The organism is Ureibacillus thermosphaericus (genome assembly GCF_012396605.1).
Lineage (GTDB): Bacteria > Bacillota > Bacilli > Bacillales_A > Planococcaceae > Ureibacillus > Ureibacillus thermosphaericus.
In genome coordinates this window covers 67787-86994 of record NZ_JAAXPW010000005.1, presented here as the reverse complement: position 1 = coordinate 86994, position 19208 = coordinate 67787, and the positions used below count along the sequence as shown (strand labels likewise).

The following is a 19208-nucleotide window of genomic DNA, read 5'->3' as shown; positions in this document are numbered from 1 at the left end:
ATTAATGATAAAATTTCCTATTCATTCGCCATTGAATGAAATTAATAAATAGCAGGATGATAAACGAACCCGATAACATGACAATTGCGATTGCTGTTGCACCAACATAATCGTATTGTTCAAGCTTTGTCATAATAATAAGCGGAGTAATTTCCGTTTTCATCGGCATATTCCCAGCAATAAATACGACGGATCCGTACTCACCAAGAGCTCGAGAAAATGCTAACGAAAAACCTGTAATCATTGCTGGATATAGTTCAGGTAAAATTATTTTCACAAATGTTTGGAATCTAGTTGCCCCTAAACTGGCTGAAGCTTCTTCTACTTCTTTACTTAAATTTTGCAAGACTGGCTGCACCGTTCGAACGACAAATGGCAACCCAATAAATGTGAGGGCAATAATAATCCCAAGCGGCGTATAAGAAATTTTAAAATCAAAAAATTGCCCAATCCAACCATTCGGTGCATACAGTGTTGTAAGCGCAATCCCTGCAACCGCCGTTGGTAATGCAAAAGGCAAATCAACAAGACCGTCAATGATTTTCCTTCCTGGAAACTCATATCGAATAAGCACCCATGCAATCATCGTTCCAAAGAAAACATTGATTAATCCAGCAACGAAAGCCGTTCCAAAACTTAATTTATAAGAGGCTACTGCCCGAGGATGGGTAATCGTTTCGTAAAATTCACTCCAACTCATTGATAGCGTATTTACAATAATCATCGATAAAGGCAATAGGACAATCATGCTTAAATAAAGCATCGTATATCCAAAGGTCAAAGAAAAACCAGGAATAATAGTAGTTTTTTTCCTTCTTTTTAATGATAATTCCACTCTCACCATCTCCATAATGAAGATTCAGCATAAAGGAGGAGTCATACTTCTCCTTTATGCTTTTATTTCGAAAAATTCAGTTTTCTCAAATGATGCTTCCCGTTCAGATGTTGATGGTGGTTTATTCAAAGTTAATTTATTTCATTCCATCCCAAAATTAACACTTTACGTAGAAGCATATATTTTGTATTATTGATAAATTTCATCAAATGTTCCGCCATCTGCGAAATGGGTTTTCTGGGCTTCTTGCCACCCGCCAAATTCATCAATAGTAATTAACTCTAAAGTTTGGAATTGATTTTTAAATTTTTCCAACACTTTTTCATCACGAGGGCGATAGAAGTTTTTCGCTGCAATTTCTTGCCCTTTTTCGCTGTATAAATAGTTCAAGTAAGCTTCTGCTACTTCGCGAGTTCCTTTTTTATCAACGATTTTGTCGACAATTGCCACTGGTGGTTCAGCTAAAATACTTAAAGAAGGTGTCACAATTTCAAATTCATCTTCCCCGAATTCTGCAAGAGAAAGATATGCTTCATTTTCCCATGCGATTAACACATCACCAATACCACGTTCTACGAAAGTCGTTGTAGATCCACGTGCACCCGAGTCTAATACTTCAACATTGCTATATAAAACTTTCATGAATTGTTTTATTTTTGTTTCGTCACCATTAAACTTTTTATTTGCAAACGCCCATGCTGCTAAGTAGTTCCATCGTGCACCACCGCTTGTTTTTGGATTAGGTGTAATGACCGAAATGCCTTCTTTCGTTAAGTCATCCCAATCTTGAATGTTTTTCGGATTTCCTTTTCTAACTAAAAAAACGATTGTTGATGTATATGGTGAAGAATTGTTTTCAAATTCTGTTTGCCAATCTTCATTTAATAATTGTCGAGTTTGTGCTATTTCATCAATATCATAAGCTAATGCAAGCGTCACAACATCCGCTTCAATTCCATCAATTACTGATCTTGCTTGTTTTCCTGAACCTCCATGAGATTGCTGAATTGTTACTTCCTGACCTGTTTGTTCTTTCCAATAAGCCGCAAATTCTTTATTAAATTCTTCATATAATTCACGTGTTGGGTCATAAGAAACATTTAGCAACTCAATTGGTTTAGAAGTATTGTTTTCGCTCGCATTGTTGTTTGTAGATGCATTATCATTTGACTGTTCTTGTTTGCCACATGCTGCTAACAATAAAATAAGTAAGGCAATTCCTAATAAAAGTTTTTTTCTCATCTCATTCTCCCCTTTTCTTTTCATAAAATAATAGAAGGTTGCTTACATTCCCCTTTTAATCCAAGGAATAAATAAGCAACCTTCAGTTTGTCTGATCGGTTTTCGAATGAAACCATTATTCTTTTTCTTTGAAACATACAATAATCCAATTTTTCCGATTAGTCAACATGGTTTTATAAAATTTTAAAAAATCATTTTTAATATTGATAAATTCAATAAAAATAGTATACTTTAAATAAAATTACATTTCTAAAATTTTTTATAACTTGATACGCTGACTAGAACACTAGAGGCGTTTTAATGTAAATTCTCTTTTTTGTTTACATTAAAACGCCTCTTTTTTATTGAAAGGAGGAATCGCATGCTAACGTATCACACATGGCAAGATTCATTGATAGATTTTGAAGTGGATGAAACTTATAAAGGGGCATTGAATGTTTTACATTGGACCTATGACCATTACGGAGATGATGTGATTTATGCATGTAGCTTTGGCATCGAAGGCATTGTGTTAATTGATCTAATCTCAAAAGTAAAGCCTGATGCGAACATTGTGTTTTTAGACACGGATGTTCATTTTAAAGAAACATATGAAACAATTGAAAAAGTTAAAGAAAAATATCCCCAATTAAATATTGAGTTAAAGAGGCCTTCTATTTCCTTAGAAGAACAAGCGAAATTATATGGGGATGAACTTTGGAAAACTAACCCGAATAAATGTTGTGAAATACGAAAAATAATCCCTCTCCATGAAACGTTAACAGGAGCAAAAGCATGGATATCTGGTTTACGCCGTGAACAATCTGAAACGAGAAGACATGTGGAGTTTATTAACAAAGATAATAAATTTCAATCGATAAAAATATGCCCACTCATTCATTGGACATGGAAAGATGTATGGCGTTACGTAAGCAAACATCAACTAACATACAACCCTCTTCACGACCAGGGGTATCCGAGTATTGGTTGCGCTCATTGCACAAAACCAGCTTATACAATGGATGACTTGCGTTCAGGAAGATGGGCAGGTCTCAATAAAACAGAATGCGGATTACATGTTGATTAGGAGGATGGAACAATGACAATTCAACCCCACGGTGGAGAATTAATTAATCGATTTAACCCAAATGAAAAATACGAGCATCTGCAATTAGAAATTCCTCTAGATGGAATTGCATTAAGTGATTTGGAGTTAATCGGAGTAGGCGCTTACAGTCCATTAGATGGATTTTTATCACAAGAAGATTATAAAAGTGTTGTCGAAAACATGCGATTGGCTAGCGGCATTGTTTGGAGCATTCCGATCACATTACCTGTCACAGAAGAAGTTGCTGCTACATTAAAAGTTGGTGAAAAAGCGAAATTAGTATTTAATGGAGAAGTATACGGTACGATTGAAGTTCATGAAATTTACACACCCGATAAATCAATTGAAGCAAAAAATGTATATGGAACAGATGATTTAAACCACCCTGGCGTGAAAAAACTATTTGAACGTCCAAATGTATATGTTGGCGGAAAAGTAACGCTTGTGAAGAAAACAAAAAAATTATTCCCTGACTACACGTTCGACCCGAAAGAAACACGCGCTTTATTTGAAGAAAAAGGATGGAAATCGGTTGTTGGCTTCCAAACAAGAAATCCAGTGCATCGCGCGCATGAGTATATTCAAAAAGTAGCTCTTGAAATCGTGGATGGCCTTTTCTTAAATCCTTTAGTAGGAGAAACAAAGTCAGACGATATTCCAGCAAAAATTCGTATGGAAAGTTATGAAGTATTGCTCGATAAATATTATCCAAAAGACCGTGTGCAGTTAGGCGTATTCCTTGCAGCAATGCGCTATGCAGGACCAAGAGAAGCCATTTTCCATGCGCTTGTTCGAAAAAATTATGGCTGCACTCACTTTATTGTTGGTCGAGATCATGCAGGTGTCGGAAATTATTACGGAACATATGACGCACAAAAAATGTTTGACAACTTCACTCCAGAAGAAATCGGCATCACACCATTAAAATTTGAACATAGTTTCTATTGTACAGAATGCGACGGCATGGCAACAACTAAAACTTGTCCACATGATGCTTCTTCTCGTATCATTTTATCCGGAACTAAAGTACGAGAAATGTTGCGTAATGGAGAGATCCCTCCAAGCACATTCAGCCGCAAAGAAGTAGTAGAAGTATTAATTCGCGGGCTTCGTGAAGAAGTTCATTCATAAGGAGTTGTTACAATGAGTTCAAACATCGTATGGCATAATACATCGATTACGAAAGCTGATTACCGAAAGAAAAATGGCCACCACAGCTTCATTCTTTGGTTTACCGGTTTATCTGCATCCGGAAAATCTTCCATTGCCAACGCATTGGCAAAAGAATTGTTTAACCGTGGAAATCAAGCCTTTGTACTGGATGGCGATAATATTCGCCACGGTTTAAATAAGGATTTAGGATTCGATGAACAATCAAGAAAAGAAAACATCCGTCGAATCGGTGAAGTTTCAAAACTATTTGTGGAAAGCGGACAAATCGTGTTGACGGCTTTTATTTCACCATATAAAGAAGACCGTGCTTTAGTGAGATCCCTTGTTGATGAGGGTGAATTCATCGAAGTATATGTGAAATGTTCTATTGAAGAATGTGAACGAAGAGATCCAAAAGGGTTGTATAAAAAAGCGCGAAATCATGAAATTCCGAACTTTACGGGCATTTCTGCTCCTTATGAAGCACCAGATCATCCTGAAATTGTTGTAGATAGCGAAAAATATTCTATTGAGGAATGCACAGCTCAATTGATTGATTTTTTAATTGAAAAAGGATATATCAAATAATAAAAATTGTATAGAAAACTCCCCCTCAATATAGAGTAAAGAAGCAGGGCTTATTTTCCCCTGCTTCTTTTTATGTTAAATTTTCTTAAAATATAAATTTTGAGATTCCAGCCTGCGGATATTAGTCATTCTCGGAAACTTATTAGCCATTCGAAGCAGGATATTAGTCAACTTCTTCCATATATTAGTCAACGAGAAAATTTTGTGCTTCCAGGCTGCAGATATTAGTCATTCTCAGGAACTTATTAGCCATTCGTAATACGATATTAGTCAACTTCATCCCTTTATTTGCCAATGGAAAAAATTTGAGCTTTCAGTCTGCAGATATTAGTCATTCTCGGAAACTTATTAGCCATTCGTAATACGATATTAGTCAACTTCATCCCTTTATTTGCCAATGGAAAAAATTTGAGCTTTCAGTCTGCAGATATTAGTCATTCTCGGGAACTTATTAGCCATTCGTAGCACGATATTAGTCAACTTCTTCCTAATATTAGCCAATGAAATAAATTTGAGCTTTCAGTCTGCGGATATTAGTCATTCTCGGGAACTTATTAGTCAATCGGAGCACGATATTAGTCAACTTCTTCCTAATATTAGCCAACGAAAAATTTTAACTCTACGGAGCGTTTGTTGATACTAAACATATAACCCCCTAAGATGGAAATAGGTCAGGAGGAGAAAAGATGGATAATCGTAAAGTTGGAGAATTAATTTATAACTTGCGGAAAGAAAAAGGGTTGACGCAGAAACAATTAGCTGAACAAATGAACATTTCCGATCGAACAGTTTCAAAATGGGAACGTGGACATGGTTGTCCAGATATCTCACTATTACCAAGTTTATCTACCTTATTGGGAGTCAATATAGAAAATATCTTAGAAGGTGAATTAACTTCTAATCAATTTGTAGGAGGAAATATGAAAAATTCGAATTTTTTTGTCTGTCCAACATGCAATAATATTGTATTAGCAACTGGAGATATAACCCTGTCTTGCTGTGGGAGAAAATTAGAACAATTAGTAGCAAAGGAAGCAACAGACGAAGAAAAGCTATCAATTACAGAAATTGAAAATGAATGGTTTATTTCAAGCAATCATTCTATGAAAAAAGATCATTATATATCCTTTATTGCTATTGCTACTGATGATCAAATTCAAATTATTAAACAGTACCCTGAATGGGGTATACAAATACGTATCCCGAAACATAAACATAGCAAACTATTATGGTATGATACTCAATTTGGTTTATATTACCAAATTTTATAATTACTTGCTAAACTTCATACTGGTTATTTTTCTCCCTCACTTTGTTCATATATTTCAAAAGTGAGGTCTTCTTTTGAATGAAACCTAATAGGAGTTGCATGAAATGAATGAACCTTTAAATAAATCGATTGACTTAGCAAAACCAATGATTTCCTTCCTCATACCTGTCATTTTTGCAAGTGCTTTTCAATCATTAGGTCAAGTATTTGGAATGATGTTCATTGGGCAAATACTTGGAGTAAATTCTTTGGCAGCTTTTTCTGCATTCTTCCCTCTATTCTTTTTTTTAATGTCCTTTGCAATAGGAATTGGATCTGGTAGTTCCATTCTAATTGGGCAAACGTACGGTGGAGGAAATATCTTAAAAATGAAGGAAGTTGTTGGAGTCACTTTGGCATTTACGATGATTATATCCTTTGCAGTCGCCGTAATCGGAGGGCTCTTTACAGAAGAAATTTTAAAATGGATGGGAACACCTGCGAATATTTTGATTGCAAGTGCAGAATATGCACGTATTTTATTTGTAACATTACCTATTACTTTCTTATATATGTGCTATACAACTTTTATGAGAGGTGTTGGCGATTCAAAAACACCTTTTTATTTCTTATTAATTAGTATCTTTTTAAATATGGCCTTGATTCCAACTCTTGTTCTAGGGTGGTTAAGTTTACCGGAATTCGGATTAAACGGTGCTGCTTATGCTTCTGTATTATCCAATTTCATTACATTCGTGATTCTATTAGTGTATTTACACAAAAAAAATCATGTACTCAAATTAGATTCTTATACTTTGAAACATCTTCACTTGAAAGGCCCGATATTGAAAACTTTACTGAAATTAGCCATTCCTACAAGCATAAGTATGGTTACAATCGCATTGTCAGAAATTGCAGTCATCACTTTTGTCAATGATTATGGATCCAATGCAACGGCTGCATATGGAATCGTGAATCAAATTGCAAGTTACGTTCAAATACCAGCAATGAGTATATCCATTGCCATTTCAGTATTTGTTGCACAAGCCTTAGGTTCAGGTAACATTTCAAATATAAAACACATTACAAAAATATCAATAACTCTTAATTATGTTCTTGGCAGTATTCCAATTATTATTCTTTACCTGTTACCAATACCTATTTTAAGAATCTTTGTAGACAATTCTTATACGATTAATATAGCAAAAGGTCTGATTATCATCTCATTTTGGAGTTATTTAATTTTGGGTCACACACAGGCAATCTCAGCAACAATGAGGGCAACAGGTACTGTTCTTTGGCCAACAATTTTTACGATTACAAGTATTTTATTGATTGGAGTCCCAGTAGCATACTCCCTATCACATTTTACAGGACTTGGGATAGCAGGAATATGGCTCGCATATCCTGTTGCGTTCATATTCAATTTCTTGGCGCAATCTATTTACTACAAAGTTTATTGGAAAAAGAAATCTCTTAATGTATTAATTAATTAAAACCTACTATAAAAGAAGCTATTTTACAATTTTATGATACAATAAAATTGACTTTAAAAAAGGATTGATTCTTATGAAGAAAGCAGACAAGTCAGCCTCCTAAATTTACTTTATATTAAAAATTTAGGAGGCATAGCAAATGAACTTTCATAAAATTGATTTAGACAATTGGAAAAGAAAAGAGATATTTAATCATTTTTTGAACCAACAAACAACTTTTAGTATAACAACAGAAATTGAGATTACTGAGTTATACCGAAACATAAAAGAGAAAAAATATAAATTCTATCCTGCATTTATTTTCTTAGTGACAAAGGTGATAAACTCAAATGTAGCTTTTCGAACTGGTTATAATAGCAATGGAGAGTTAGGTTATTGGGATAGATTAGACCCAATTTATACAATTTTTGATAATGATTCTAAAACATTCTCAGGTATATGGACTCCTGTAAAAGATGACTTTAGAGAGTTTTACAATCTATACCTTTCTGATTTAGATCAATATAATGGTACAGGGAAATTGTTTCCCAAAACTCCTATACCCGAAAATACTTTTTCTATTTCCATTATTCCGTGGACTTCATTCACTGGGTTTAACTTAAATATCAATAATAATAGCAATTACCTTCTCCCCATTATTACAGCTGGAAAATTCATTCATAAAGGTAATTCCATCTATTTACCACTATCTTTACAAGTACATCATTCTGTTTGTGATGGCTATCATGCAGGATTGTTTATGAATACTATTCAGGAATTAGCAGATATACCTAATGACTGGCTTTTATAATTTGAGAAAAAACCGACTGTACTTTTACAGTCGGTTTTCTAATGCCACTAACCTTATTTTTTTCGTTCGAATATTTCCTGAAAAACGGTTCCAGTCTAGTTTAATTTGAACGAGCGAAAAATTGCTACGTCATAATATTACCGAAAAAGAAGAAGACGAACTTATAAAGTTCGCCTCCTACAGTAAACGATAATTCAAATCGGCAAAATAACTATTTATTAAATACCTTCCTCATAGCCCCTTGACATACAAAGGTTTTCCTCACATTAACCGATTGAACCTTCCATTTCAAACTTGATCAAGCGGTTCATCTCTACTGCGTATTCCATTGGAAGTTCGCGAGTGAATGGTTCAATGAATCCCATAACGATCATTTCTGTAGCTTCTTGCTCAGAAATACCGCGGCTCATGAGATAGAATAATTGTTCTTCTGATACTTTAGAAACTTTCGCTTCATGCTCAAGGGATACATTGTCATTAAATATTTCGTTATATGGAATTGTATCTGAAGCAGATTCATTGTCTAAAATTAATGTGTCACATTCAATATTTGCACGAGCACCGCTTGCTTTTGGACCGAAGCGGACAATACCACGATACGTTACTTTACCGCCTTGTTTTGAAATGGATTTTGACACGATTGTAGATGAAGTATTTGGTGCTAAGTGAATCATTTTTGCACCTGCATCTTGGTGTTGACCTTTACCCGCTAATGCGATGGATAACGTCATACCACGAGCACCTTCACCTTTTAAGATACAAGCAGGGTATTTCATTGTTAATTTTGAACCGATATTACCGTCAATCCATTCCATCGTACCATTTTCTTCAACGATTGTACGTTTTGTTACTAAGTTATATACGTTGTTAGACCAGTTTTGGATTGTTGTATAACGGCAATAAGCATTTTTCTTTACGATGATTTCAACAACCGCTGAGTGAAGTGAGCTTGTTGAATAAACTGGTGCTGTACAACCTTCAACATAATGCACATGGGCACCTTCATCAACGATAATTAATGTACGTTCGAATTGACCCATATTTTCAGAGTTAATTCGGAAGTATGCTTGAAGCGGTGTCTCCACTTTCACACCAGGTGGAACGTAAATGAATGAACCACCTGACCAAACTGCTGTATTTAGAGCAGCAAACTTGTTATCAGATGCTGGTACGACTGTTCCCCAATATTTTTTGAACAGTTCTTCGTTTTCTTGAAGAGCAGAATCTGTATCTTTAAAGATGATTCCCATTTCTTCAAGATCTTTTTTCATATTGTGGTAAACCACTTCTGATTCGTATTGTGCTGAAACTCCGGCTAAATATTTTTGTTCAGCTTCCGGAATACCTAATCGGTCGAAAGTTCGCTTAATTTCCTCAGGCACTTCATCCCAAGAGCGTTGTGTTGCTTCAGTTGGTTTTACATAGTAAGTAATTTCATCGAAGTCTAAAGCTGATAGGTCGCCACCCCATTGTGGCATTGGTTTTGAATAGAATATTTCAAGAGCCTTTAAGCGAGACTCGAGCATCCATTCTGGTTCATTTTTCATTTTTGAAATTTCACGGACGATTTCTTCGGTTAATCCACGTTTTGAACGGAATACAGAAACGTCCTTATCACGGAAACCGTATTTGTAATCGCCAATATCCGGCATTTGTTTTGCCATGTTCTCTCCTCCGTTCAAAGTTATTCTATCTCTTTGCTTACACCTTTTTCCATCGCTTTCCAAGCAAGAGTTGCACATTTTATGCGAGCTGGAAATTTTGATACGCCTTGTAATGCAGCAATATCTCCTAATTCATCTAAAATTTCTTCATCAATTTCTTCTCCAAGCATCATTTTTGAGAAGATATCAGCTAATTTTAATGCTTCTTCCACTTTTTTCCCTTTAATTATTTCTGTCATCATAGAGGCAGATGACATGGAAATCGAACAGCCTTCACCATCAAATTTGGCATCTTCCACGATTCCATCATTGATTTTTAACGTAAGATGTATGCGGTCTCCACAAGTTGGGTTATTCATATCCACTGTTACATTATTTTCATCTAAGTACCCTTTATTGCGAGGTTTTTTGTAGTGCTCCATAATTACAGCACGATAAAGTTGATCTAAATTATTCAAAGACATTGTTAAAATACTCCTTCGCTGCGCGCAATCCTTCAACGAGAGCGTCGACATCTTCCTTATTGTTATAAATATAGAAGCTCGCTCTTGCAGTTGCTGAAACTTTCAACCATTTCATTAACGGTTGAGCACAATGATGTCCTGCACGAATTGCAATTCCTCTCATATCAAGTACAGTGGCAAGGTCATGAGGATGCACGCCATCTAAATTGAAAGTAATAAGACCGCAACGTTTTTTTGGATCTCTTGGACCGTAAATATGAAGGCCTTCAATTTTATCCATTTCAGATAAAGCATACTCGATTAATTCATGTTCATGATTAGCAATTTTATCTAATCCAATATTCGTTAAATAATCAATTGCAGCTCCCAATCCAATCGCCCCAGCGATATTTGGTGTACCGCCTTCAAACTTCCAAGGAAGCTCTTTCCAAGTAGAATCATATAAATCAACGAAGTCAATCATTTCACCGCCAAATTCAATTGGCTCTATATTTTCTAAAAGTTCCTGCTTACCGTATAGTACTCCGATACCTGTTGGCCCACACATTTTATGGCCAGAAAATGCTAAAAAGTCGCAATCTAAATCTTGAACATCAATTGGCATATGAGGTGCTGCCTGGGCTCCGTCAACCACCATTACCGCACCATTTTCATGCGCAATTTTAGCAACTTCTTTAATCGGGTTAATGGTGCCTAACACATTAGAAGCCATCGTCATTGCAACAATCTTTGTTTTTGGAGTAATCGTTTCTTTCACAGTATCTAAAGAGATTGTCCCGTCTTCTTCTAAATCAATGTACTTTAATACTGCATTTTTTTCCTTCGCTAGTTGTTGCCATGGAATTAGATTGGAATGATGTTCCATATATGTGATGACAATCTCGTCACCTTCTTGAACATTTTGTCTTCCATAAGCACTAGCAACCGTGTTTAAAGATGTTGTTGTTCCTCGAGTATAAATGATTTCTTTTGTTGATTTAGCATTAATAAATTTGCGGATTTTCTCGCGCGCCCCTTCATAAGAATCCGTTGCACGGTTTCCTAGCGTATGAACACCACGATGCACATTGGAATTATCAAAATCGTAATATTTACGAACAACTTCCAACACTTGAACAGGTTTTTGTGATGTTGCAGCGCTGTCAAGGTAAACGAGCGGATGACCGTTTACTTCTTGATTTAAGATAGGAAAATCTTTTCGAAATTCATTCATTAGCGAACTTTCCCTTCAATAACCTTCGTTAATTGATTCTTAACTCCTTCAATTGGCAATGAGCTTACAACCGGTGCAAGGAATCCATGGATGATTAAACGCTCTGCTTCTTCTTTTGAAATACCACGGCTCATCATATAGTACAGTTGAGTTGGATCAACTCGTCCAACAGATGCCGCGTGTCCTGCCATTACATCATCTTCATCGATTAATAAAATTGGGTTTGCATCACCGCGAGCTTTACTTGAAAGCATGAGTACACGGGATTCTTGTTGAGCATTTGATTTGGAAGCACCATGCTCGATTTTACCAATTCCGTTAAAGACAGATTGAGCAGCATCTTTCATTACTCCGTGAGTTAAAATGAAGCCTTCAGAGTTTTTACCCCAGTGACGAACTTCTGTTGTAAAGTTTTGCTTTTGACTTCCAGTACCAACAACAACTGTTTTTGTATCAGCACTTGAACCATCACCAACAAGATGAGTGATATTTTCAGAAATAGTATCTGAGTTGTTCATTAATCCTAATGCCCAGTTGATTTTTGCATCACGATACAAATGTCCACGGCGATTTACATATGTTGTATAGCCTTTTGCTAACACATCAACTGCACCGAAAGAAACTTGTGCATTGTCTAATGCAATAACTTCTTCAATTAAGTTCGCTTGTCCTTTTGCACTGTCAACTGTTGATAAGTAGTTTTCTACATAAGTGACAGAAGAATTTTTATCTGCAACCACTAATACATGATTAAATAATGAAGCTTCTTCATCATCATTTAGGAACACAACTTGAATCGGCTTTTCAATTACAACATTTTTTGGAACATATAAGAATACGCCGCCGTTTACTAATGCTGCATGGTAAGCAGTTAATTTATGTTCATCTAATTTAACAGCTGTTGTCATAAAATATTTTTGTACTAAATCACCATGTTCACGAACTGCTGTTAAGAAGTCTGTGAAAATCACACCTTGTGCTTTTAATTCTTCTGAAAGCTTTATAACTACCGGTGTGTTGTTTCTTTGAATATAAAGATTTTCTTGTTGTTCAATGTCAATTAAATCTTTTACTGCTTCAGGCAATTGCTCAATCGTGAAAGATTCACTTTTCACCGTATGTTTAGGGAAATTGATAAAATCCCACTTTTCAATATTTGTTTTATCTGGTTTAGGCATTGGTAAATCAGTAGCTTTTTCAATCGCAGCCGCACGTAAATCAGTAAACCATTTCGGTTCATTATTTAACTCAGAGAACGAGCGGACTTCACTAGCTGATAACGCCAATTTTGTTTCAACCGTCATCGATAATCGTCCTCCTAAATTAAGCTTCTTTTTCCGTTACTGCATCTGTGTCTTCGATACCTAATTCTTGTTTAATCCATTCATAACCTTCAGCTTCTAATTTCTTAGCTAGCTCAGGTCCGCCAGATTTCACCACTTTACCTTGCATCATTACGTGTACGTAATCTGGAGTGATATAGTTAAGCAAGCGTTGATAGTGAGTAATCACTAAGCAACCGAAGTTTTCACCGCGCATTTCATTAACGCCTTTAGATACAACTTTCAATGCGTCGATATCAAGACCTGAGTCAATTTCGTCTAAAATAGCAAATGTAGGTTTAATCATCATCATTTGAAGAATTTCATTGCGTTTCTTTTCCCCACCGGAGAAACCTTCATTTAAGTAACGTTGAGCCATTTCTGGATCCATTTCTAAGAATTCCATCGTTTTATCTAGCTCACGGATAAATTTCATAATGGAAATTTCATTACCTTCACCACGGCGTGCGTTGATTGCTGAACGGATGAAGTCAGCGTTTGTTACTCCGGAGATTTCTGATGGATATTGCATTGCTAAGAATAAACCTGCTTTAGCACGCTCGTCTACTTCCATTTCTAATACGTTTTGTCCATCTATTTCAATTGTTCCTTGAGTAACCTCGTATTTTGGGTGACCCATAATAGCAGATGCTAAAGTAGATTTACCTGTACCGTTAGGACCCATGATTGCGTGTACTTCATTTGTGTTAATTGTTAAGTTTACACCTTTTAAAATCTCTTTACCTTCAATTGAAACGTGAAGATCCTTAATAACTAATGTTGACATCTATATACCTCCATTTTTGCTATAAATGGTAATACCATTTCTAATTTATTATCATTCTAATCTTAACCGAAAACAAGTGAGCATGCAAAACATTTAATCATTTATTCCCATCATTGAGTAAAATCCTCATCAATATTAGAATTTCCGAACATTAAATTCTTAACAACAAATCAAGACAATGTAAAAAGAAGGAATGTTTATTTTCAATAAATAAATCGTAATTGAGAACAGTTATTAATGAAAGAATTTTTTGAATAGAAAGCTATTATCAACCAACATCTTTCGATATATTTTTTTAATTGCATTCAGTCTATGCTTCTTTTCAGAGTTCTTAAATTCATCCTTTGAAATAATTGTTATTTAAGAAATTTCTAAAGTAGTAGTAAATCAAATTTCTGCCCTTTCATGCCCCTTGACTTTGACTGATATATACAATCTATGCAACAATGTTCCTTTTCCTAAACGTTTACATTATTGGCATTTTCCATTAATATAAATTGTATATATTTTTTTATCAACCCATCTATTTTTTAGATGATTAGGAGGGAGAACACTGGAATTACGTCAATTACGATATTTTGTTGAAGTTGCAGAACGGGAACATATCTCCGAGGCAGCTGAACACCTTCATGTTGCCCAATCAGCTGTAAGCAGACAAATTGCCAATCTAGAAGAAGAGCTTGGCACAGCACTTTTTGAACGTGTAGGGAGAAACGTGAAACTAACACCGATTGGTAAAATTTTTTTAGAGCATGCAATTACCGCTCTGAATGCTATTGATTATGCTGTTAAGCAAGTGGAAGAATATTTAGATCCTGAAAAGGGGTCCATTAAAATTGGCTTCCCTACTAGTTTAGCAAGTTACGTCCTCCCAACAGTTATTTCTGCCTTTAAAAAAGAATATCCTGACGTTTCTTTCCATCTACGCCAAGGATCCTATCGCTATTTAATTGAGGCAGTCAAAAACCGTGAATTAAACCTTGCATTTTTAGGACCGGTACCAAAGAAAGATGAAACAATCGATTCAATGATTTTATTCAATGAAAACATTTGTGCATTGCTTCCTGCCAATCACCGGCTGGCGAAGCGGGATAAAATTCATTTAGATGAACTACGTCATGATCACTTTGTCCTTTTCCCTGAAGGATATATTTTACATAAAGTCGTAGTCGATGCTTGCAAATCAGCAGGCTTTTCTCCTATAGCCACTTCGGTGGGAGAAGATATGGATGCTTTAAAGGGGCTTGTAGCAGCAGGAATTGGCGTAACATTATTGCCAGAAAGTTCTTTCTACGATTCTACACCACGGTTAACTATCAAAATGAAAATCGATAATCCAAATATCACCCGCAATGTAGGAATTATTTATCCAACAAACAGAGAATTAGCTCCTTCAGAACAAGTATTTATCAAATTTGTTCAAACATTCTTCTCCAGATTAAATCAATTTCAATAGAGGATATAACATAATTTCATTGTTAAAGAACTGTTTCGTAATGGCCAACATACTCAAAATCAAGAAGGCAAAGGTCACCTTATTTAATTCTCTTAAACATGCAAAACCTCCCAATCGTTTTCGATTAGGAGGTTATTTCGTTTTATTATTCGCTCACTGGTACTACAGAGCCGCCCCATTCTTCAAGAATGAAGTCTTGAATTTCTTTTGTACGCAATACTTCCACTAACTTTTTAATTTCTTCTCTATTTTCATCGCCAGAACGTACAGCAATTACGTTTACATATGGTGATTCTGAACCTTCAATTGCGATTGAATCTTCCACTGGGTTAATTCCAGCATCGATTGCGAAGTTAGAGTTAATAACAACCGCATCTCCTTCTTTGTTTTCATAATAAGTAACCATCATCTCAGGAGCATCGCTTGCTTCGATTTTTAAGTTCTTCGGATTTTCAACAATATCTTCTAAAGTTGCTTTTGTTTTATCGATACCTTCTTTTAATGTGATTAAGCCATTTGCTTCAAGTAGTGATAAAATACGACCATGGTCTGGGATAGAATTTGAAATTAAAATTGTTGCACCATCAGGAAGTTCATCTAAAGATTGATATTTTTTAGAGTAAATCCCCATTGGCTCAATGTGGATTCCACCAGCATTTACTAAATCATAACCCTCTTCAGCAACTTTTTGTTCAAGATACGGAATGTGTTGGAAATAGTTTGCATCAAGATCGCCATTATTTAAATCTTGATTTGGTAAAACATAATCTTGATATGGTACAATCTCTAACTCGATTCCTTCTTCAGCAAGGATTGGTTTTGCTTTCTCTAAAATTACTGCGTGAGGTGTGTGTGAAGCACCTACTTTTAATGTTACTTTTTCTGTTGCTTGTTGATCGTCGTTTGTTCCTTCATCAGTTGAAGAATTTGAACTTGTACCGCATGCAGCTAATACTAGCACAAGCACTGATAGGAATAAAAATGATAATACTTTCTTCATCCTTCCATTACTCCTTCTCCATTAAATTTTATGTGAAAGGCAAATCGCCTCCATCACCTGAATTAGCGCTTGTCCGTTTTGGCAGTAATCGTATCACCAATCCATTGAATGACAAATACAATGACAAGTATTAAAATCGTTGCCATTAACGTGACATCTTCTCTACTTCTTTGGAAACCTTCTAAGAAAGCTAAGTTCCCTAAACCGCCTGCACCTATGATTCCTGCCATCGCTGTATAACCAACAAGAGCAACAGCTGTGACAGTAATTCCAGAAATGAGCGCAGGTTTGGATTCAGGAATTAATACTTTCCATATAATTGTGAAAGTATTCGCACCCATCGATCTTGCTGCTTCAATAACACCTTTATCTACTTCGCGTAAAGCGATTAATACTAAACGCGCATAAAACGGCGCTGAACCGATAATTAACGCTGGTAAAGCCGCATTTACACCACGAATAGTTCCGAGTAAAAATTTTGTAAACGGAATTAATAAAATAATTAATATAATAAACGGAATCGAACGGAAGATATTCACAAGGGACCCCGTCAAGAAATGAACAATTTTGTTAGCCCAAAGTTGGTGTGGACTTGTTAAGAATAACAGTATACCTATGATTATGCCGAGAACGAAGGTAACTGCTGTAGAAATAGCTGTCATGTAGAGTGTGTCATAGGTTGCTTCCCACATTTTTGTCCAATCTACATTCGGAAATAATGCCTCAATCATTCGTAATCACCTCCGTTTTAATATTCATCGATTTCAGTTTTTCCAAAGCCTTCTCGACATTTTCAGAATCACCGTCAAGTTGAACAATTAACGTTCCATAAGAGCCATTCACCGTTTGTGAAATATTGCCGTGAAGGATGTTGATATCCAACTGGAACTCTTTAATTAAATATGAAATAATCGGTCTTTCTGTTGTATTTCCAACAAAAATTAATTTTACTAATTTTCCAGAAGGATAATTTTTCAAAATGTGTTCAATGGATTCTTTTGATTCTCTTGAATCCGAAACTTGCATCACAAAGTTTTTCGTTATTTCAGCTTGAGGATTTTGGAACACTTCAAGAACATCACCTTGTTCAACGACACGTCCAGCTTCCATCACCGCAACGCGATGGCAAATTTTTCGAATCACGTGCATTTCATGGGTAATTAAAACAATTGTCAACCCAAGACGCTGATTAATATCTGATAATAATCGCAAAATTGAATCAGTTGTTTCTGGGTCTAGAGCACTTGTGGCTTCATCACAAAGCAATACTTCTGGATTGTTAGCTAATGCTCTTGCTATACCAACCCGTTGTTTTTGTCCACCGGAAAGCTGGGATGGATAAGCATCCGCTCTTCCACTTAAACCTACAAGTTCAATTAATTCGTGAACTCTTTTTTCTCTTTCTTCTTTTGGTACCCCTGCAATTTCTAAAGGAAAAGCAATATTTTCTGCGACTGTTCTTGACCATAAAAGATTGAAATGTTGGAAGATCATGCTGATTTTTTGGCGAGCAAGCCGTAACTCTTTTCCTTTAATTGAAGAAATTTCAAGACCATTCACTATGACAGAACCGCTCGTTGGTTTCTCGAGTCCATTCAATAGGCGAATCAATGTACTTTTTCCGGCACCGCTATATCCGATGATTCCGAAAATTTCACCCTTTTGAATAGACAAATTTACATGATCAACTGCGGTTAATTCCCCATTTTTCGTTTTAAAGATTTTTGTGACATTTTTTACTTCAATCATGTTTGAGTACTCCTTTATAAACCGCAATATGTATTGATATTACAATTGTGCATTTTACACTTTTTATTACCCTTTGACTATAGCGTTATGTATACAATCTTTCATTTCAATAAAAAAACCTTCTACTTTGATAAGTAGAAGGGAAGTTGAACAACCTACTTAGATATCGTAAAACTTCCTCTTATCTTTCAAAGTAATAAATACTTTGCGTGATTTGGCACCTTATCATATCAATGATATGATGGTTGCCGGGTTTCATAGGGCACTTCCCTCCACCACTCTTAATAAGAGTTTTTTGCTATTCGGTTATTTAATTATGGAAACAATGTAACACGTAATCTATCATCTGTCAACTATAAAATCAACTTTTCATATAAGTTTTGTACGGATTTAAATGCATAGACTTTTTCATGCACTTTTCCGTCCTTTGTTATAAGTAGACAAGGAACACTTTCGATTTGTTGTTCGTATGCAAATTCTTCCAAAAAATTAATATTTCCTTTCCCAATCGGAATGTGTGGAAGAAGTTCTTCAATAACTTCCATCATTTTTGATGCAATTTTACATGTTCCGCAAATAGGTGTATATAAATAAAATGCTGTGATATCATTTTCGTTTACTTTTTCTTCCCAATTCTCTATTGTCCATTCTTCCATATCAATCATTTCCTATGCTAAATATTCTTTATGAACTAAAAATCTCGCTTCTTTCAGTAATTGAGCTAACACTTTTCGTGGTGCGTTTGCAACTTCCATATATGTTCTTGGAACATTTAGGTGAGTAGCCTCCGAATAAATTCTCTTCATTAATTTTCTTAGTTTTTCTCCGGATTGATCGGCATCAAAAAAAGTATATAGCTGACATTCTTCATAGGGCTCAATAAGCTCGAGTAACGCCTCTTCACTTATAGTACCATTTGTACAGACAATCTTCACATCTTCCGCTAAAATTGGGGCCAATTTCAACATATCTGAACGACCTTCTACAATGATACATTTTTCGTAATGCATTTTTACTCACCCCACGTATTATATAAGAACTGAAGAAACGATGAATAGTGTTGTCTACATATTATATTTTGATTTTAAAAAAACGCCAGTTCTTTCCCTGGCGT

The 19208-nt window shown here is 35.5% G+C and carries 18 protein-coding genes, 1 pseudogene and 1 riboswitch; of the genes and pseudogenes, 7 read left to right on the top strand and 12 right to left on the bottom strand.

The window, feature by feature from the left end:
* Position 1: 1 nt before the first annotated feature.
* Together cysT and HF990_RS03690 are read right to left on the bottom strand one after the other, a co-directional pair.
* Positions 2–844: a sulfate ABC transporter permease subunit CysT gene (gene cysT, locus HF990_RS03695; RefSeq protein WP_096552552.1), complete on the bottom strand. Its 843-nt coding sequence runs from the start codon at positions 842–844 to the stop codon at positions 2–4.
* 180 nt (positions 845–1024) lie between these two features.
* Positions 1025–2101 carry a sulfate ABC transporter substrate-binding protein gene (locus HF990_RS03690; protein ID WP_409373608.1) on the bottom strand — a complete coding sequence of 359 codons (1077 nt, stop codon included), beginning with the start codon at positions 2099–2101 and terminating at the stop codon, positions 1025–1027.
* A gap of 337 nt (positions 2102–2438) precedes the next feature.
* On the opposite strand from HF990_RS03690, the gene HF990_RS03685 reads away from it, so the two are divergent.
* The 6 genes and pseudogenes from HF990_RS03685 to catA all read left to right on the top strand — a co-directional run bounded on the left by HF990_RS03685 (position 2439) and on the right by catA (position 8543).
* A complete protein-coding gene (locus HF990_RS03685; protein WP_016839276.1) occupies positions 2439–3143 on the top strand; it encodes a phosphoadenylyl-sulfate reductase in 705 nt (234 codons plus the stop codon).
* Positions 3144–3155: 12 nt separating this feature from the next.
* Entirely contained in the window at positions 3156–4295 is a 1140-nt protein-coding gene (gene sat / locus HF990_RS03680; protein WP_096551686.1) for a sulfate adenylyltransferase, read from the top strand.
* Positions 4296–4307: 12 nt separating this feature from the next.
* Positions 4308–4904, top strand: a complete 597-nt coding sequence (cysC, locus tag HF990_RS03675) for an adenylyl-sulfate kinase (RefSeq protein ID WP_168411990.1) — start codon at positions 4308–4310, stop codon at positions 4902–4904.
* 686 nt (positions 4905–5590) lie between these two features.
* Positions 5591–6175 carry a helix-turn-helix domain-containing protein gene (locus tag HF990_RS03670; RefSeq protein ID WP_096551690.1) on the top strand — a complete coding sequence of 195 codons (585 nt, stop codon included), beginning with the start codon at positions 5591–5593 and terminating at the stop codon, positions 6173–6175.
* Positions 6176–6278: 103 nt separating this feature from the next.
* Positions 6279–7649 (top strand): MATE family efflux transporter, encoded by a 1371-nt coding sequence (locus HF990_RS03665; RefSeq protein WP_184656221.1) that lies wholly within the window; start codon positions 6279–6281, stop codon positions 7647–7649.
* Between the two features lie 139 nt (positions 7650–7788).
* Positions 7789–8543 (top strand): annotated as a pseudogene (catA, locus tag HF990_RS03660) (type A chloramphenicol O-acetyltransferase).
* A 162-nt stretch (positions 8544–8705) separates the two neighbouring features.
* Here the strand turns inward: catA and sufB are convergent.
* Genes sufB through sufC form a run of 5 tightly spaced genes read right to left on the bottom strand, consistent with a single transcriptional unit; the run spans position 8706 to position 13889 of the window.
* Entirely contained in the window at positions 8706–10103 is a 1398-nt protein-coding gene (sufB, locus tag HF990_RS03655) for a Fe-S cluster assembly protein SufB (protein WP_016838671.1), read from the bottom strand.
* A gap of 20 nt (positions 10104–10123) precedes the next feature.
* Positions 10124–10567: a Fe-S cluster assembly sulfur transfer protein SufU gene (sufU, locus tag HF990_RS03650; RefSeq protein WP_016838670.1), complete on the bottom strand. Its 444-nt coding sequence runs from the start codon at positions 10565–10567 to the stop codon at positions 10124–10126.
* Entirely contained in the window at positions 10554–11780 is a 1227-nt protein-coding gene (locus HF990_RS03645; RefSeq protein ID WP_016838669.1) for a cysteine desulfurase, read from the bottom strand. The genes sufU and HF990_RS03645 overlap by 14 nt, the downstream gene beginning before the upstream one ends.
* Positions 11780–13084: a Fe-S cluster assembly protein SufD gene (sufD, locus tag HF990_RS03640; RefSeq protein ID WP_168411988.1), complete on the bottom strand. Its 1305-nt coding sequence runs from the start codon at positions 13082–13084 to the stop codon at positions 11780–11782. The genes HF990_RS03645 and sufD overlap by 1 nt, the downstream gene beginning before the upstream one ends.
* 19 nt (positions 13085–13103) lie before the next feature.
* Positions 13104–13889, bottom strand: a complete 786-nt coding sequence (sufC, locus tag HF990_RS03635; RefSeq protein WP_016838667.1) for a Fe-S cluster assembly ATPase SufC — start codon at positions 13887–13889, stop codon at positions 13104–13106.
* A 553-nt stretch (positions 13890–14442) separates the two neighbouring features.
* Between sufC and HF990_RS03630 the strand changes: the two genes are divergently transcribed.
* Positions 14443–15345 (top strand): LysR family transcriptional regulator, encoded by a 903-nt coding sequence (locus HF990_RS03630; protein ID WP_026019096.1) that lies wholly within the window; start codon positions 14443–14445, stop codon positions 15343–15345.
* Between the two features lie 145 nt (positions 15346–15490).
* Here HF990_RS03630 and HF990_RS03625 read toward each other — a convergent pair whose 3' ends face one another.
* The 5 genes from HF990_RS03625 to HF990_RS03605 all read right to left on the bottom strand — a co-directional run bounded on the left by HF990_RS03625 (position 15491) and on the right by HF990_RS03605 (position 19104).
* The gene (locus HF990_RS03625) at positions 15491–16345 is read right to left on the bottom strand and encodes a MetQ/NlpA family ABC transporter substrate-binding protein (RefSeq protein ID WP_016838665.1); all 855 of its coding nucleotides are present in this window, start codon (positions 16343–16345) and stop codon (positions 15491–15493) included.
* A gap of 62 nt (positions 16346–16407) precedes the next feature.
* Positions 16408–17076, bottom strand: coding sequence for a methionine ABC transporter permease (locus tag HF990_RS03620; protein WP_016838664.1), 669 nt, complete (start codon positions 17074–17076; stop codon positions 16408–16410).
* Positions 17069–18094 carry a methionine ABC transporter ATP-binding protein gene (locus HF990_RS03615; protein WP_096551694.1) on the bottom strand — a complete coding sequence of 342 codons (1026 nt, stop codon included), beginning with the start codon at positions 18092–18094 and terminating at the stop codon, positions 17069–17071. Before HF990_RS03615 ends, HF990_RS03620 begins: the two co-directional genes overlap by 8 nt.
* 178 nt (positions 18095–18272) lie before the next feature.
* A riboswitch (SAM riboswitch) is annotated at positions 18273–18385 on the bottom strand.
* Positions 18386–18447: 62 nt separating this feature from the next.
* Positions 18448–18750: a thioredoxin family protein gene (locus tag HF990_RS03610; RefSeq protein WP_016838662.1), complete on the bottom strand. Its 303-nt coding sequence runs from the start codon at positions 18748–18750 to the stop codon at positions 18448–18450.
* 12 nt (positions 18751–18762) lie between these two features.
* Complete coding sequence (locus HF990_RS03605; protein WP_016838661.1) at positions 18763–19104, bottom strand: toprim domain-containing protein; 342 nt, start codon at positions 19102–19104, stop codon at positions 18763–18765.
* Positions 19105–19208: the final 104 nt, after the last annotated feature.

What these genes read in the sequence shown, in the direction of transcription:
- cysT (WP_096552552.1), bottom strand. Translation starts at nt 844, where the DNA reads ATGGTGAGAGTGGAATTATCATTAAAAAGAAGGAAAAAAACTACTATT.
- HF990_RS03690 (WP_409373608.1), bottom strand. Translation starts at nt 2,101, where the DNA reads ATGAAAAGAAAAGGGGAGAATGAGATGAGAAAAAAACTTTTATTAGGA.
- HF990_RS03685 (WP_016839276.1), top strand. Translation starts at nt 2,439, where the DNA reads ATGCTAACGTATCACACATGGCAAGATTCATTGATAGATTTTGAAGTG.
- sat (WP_096551686.1), top strand. Translation starts at nt 3,156, where the DNA reads ATGACAATTCAACCCCACGGTGGAGAATTAATTAATCGATTTAACCCA.
- cysC (WP_168411990.1), top strand. Translation starts at nt 4,308, where the DNA reads ATGAGTTCAAACATCGTATGGCATAATACATCGATTACGAAAGCTGAT.
- HF990_RS03670 (WP_096551690.1), top strand. Translation starts at nt 5,591, where the DNA reads ATGGATAATCGTAAAGTTGGAGAATTAATTTATAACTTGCGGAAAGAA.
- HF990_RS03665 (WP_184656221.1), top strand. Translation starts at nt 6,279, where the DNA reads ATGAATGAACCTTTAAATAAATCGATTGACTTAGCAAAACCAATGATT.
- sufB (WP_016838671.1), bottom strand. Translation starts at nt 10,103, where the DNA reads ATGGCAAAACAAATGCCGGATATTGGCGATTACAAATACGGTTTCCGT.
- sufU (WP_016838670.1), bottom strand. Translation starts at nt 10,567, where the DNA reads ATGTCTTTGAATAATTTAGATCAACTTTATCGTGCTGTAATTATGGAG.
- HF990_RS03645 (WP_016838669.1), bottom strand. Translation starts at nt 11,780, where the DNA reads ATGAATGAATTTCGAAAAGATTTTCCTATCTTAAATCAAGAAGTAAAC.
- sufD (WP_168411988.1), bottom strand. Translation starts at nt 13,084, where the DNA reads ATGACGGTTGAAACAAAATTGGCGTTATCAGCTAGTGAAGTCCGCTCG.
- sufC (WP_016838667.1), bottom strand. Translation starts at nt 13,889, where the DNA reads ATGTCAACATTAGTTATTAAGGATCTTCACGTTTCAATTGAAGGTAAA.
- HF990_RS03625 (WP_016838665.1), bottom strand. Translation starts at nt 16,345, where the DNA reads ATGAAGAAAGTATTATCATTTTTATTCCTATCAGTGCTTGTGCTAGTA.
- HF990_RS03620 (WP_016838664.1), bottom strand. Translation starts at nt 17,076, where the DNA reads ATGATTGAGGCATTATTTCCGAATGTAGATTGGACAAAAATGTGGGAA.
- HF990_RS03615 (WP_096551694.1), bottom strand. Translation starts at nt 18,094, where the DNA reads ATGATTGAAGTAAAAAATGTCACAAAAATCTTTAAAACGAAAAATGGG.
- HF990_RS03610 (WP_016838662.1), bottom strand. Translation starts at nt 18,750, where the DNA reads ATGGAAGAATGGACAATAGAGAATTGGGAAGAAAAAGTAAACGAAAAT.
- HF990_RS03605 (WP_016838661.1), bottom strand. Translation starts at nt 19,104, where the DNA reads ATGCATTACGAAAAATGTATCATTGTAGAAGGTCGTTCAGATATGTTG.